Consider the following 1,055-nt stretch of genomic DNA (forward strand, 5'->3'; position numbering starts at 1 on the left):
TGGAGTACGGTAATCAATGCCAACACGGTTCCAAGTAAGCCGGGTGTCATCACAGGAACTGCAACCAGCAACCGAATTGTATTGAGCTGGCCGGCGGTACCGGGAGCAACGAAATATGATGTGGAACGCAACGGAACAATAGTGGTTTCGCCAACAACGGCAACAGCTACACTGAGTTCCCTTCAACCGGATCAGGATTACACCATTCGTGTTCGTGCGAAGAATGCAGGTGGGGATGGCGTCTGGAGTGATGCAGTAACGGTGAAGACACTGCTGTCGACTCCGGTAATCACCAATGTCCCTTCGGACACCGAAATCACTCTAAACTGGGCCGAGATAGCGGGAGCGACTTCCTACGAAGTGGAAGCGGATGGAGTGGTCGTATCTGCGAATGGGTTGAGTTATACCCACACAGGACTGGTGTCAGGGACAACGCATAAGTACCGAGTGAGAGCAAAGAGCGATGTGAATGTCAGTGACTGGAGTACACTGGTAACGACGTATACGGTTCCAGGAAAAGTAGGAGTCGTAACAGGAACATCAACCAGCACAACCGTTGTATTAAGCTGGCCGACAGTGCCAGGGGCGACCCGTTATGATGTAGAGCGGAATGGAGTTGTGGTTGTATCTCCAACAGGAGCGTCAGCAACATTATCCGGATTGCAGCCGGATCAGGACTATACGATCCGGGTCCGTGCGAAGAATACCGGAGGAAATGGGGATTGGAGCGATAGCATTGTCGTGAAGACGCAGCTGGCAACACCAGTTGTGACGAAAGCAGCAGCTGAGGCGGAGATTACCTTAAGCTGGGCAGAAATTGCAGGTGCTACAGCATATGAGGTGGAAGCCGATGGCGTAGTGGTAACGGTGACAGGGAATGGATACACCCATACAGGTTTAAATCCAGGGACAGCGCATACGTACAAAGTTAGAGCAAAAAGTGATACGAATGTGAGCGTGTGGAGTACGGTAATCAATGCCAACACGGTTCCAAGTAAGCCGGGTGTCATCACAGGAACTGCAACCAGCAACCGAATTGTATTGAGCTGGCCGGC

Annotated in this window: 1 protein-coding gene; it reads left to right on the top strand. The window is 51.8% G+C overall.

The window, feature by feature from the left end; genetic code table 11:
- Positions 1–1,055: fibronectin type III domain-containing protein (locus ACFVSI_RS22100; RefSeq protein ID WP_387828628.1), on the top strand; the 1,055-nt coding region annotated here is incomplete at both ends.

This window comes from Paenarthrobacter sp. NPDC057981 (assembly GCF_042886835.1).
Lineage (GTDB): Bacteria > Actinomycetota > Actinomycetes > Actinomycetales > Micrococcaceae > Arthrobacter.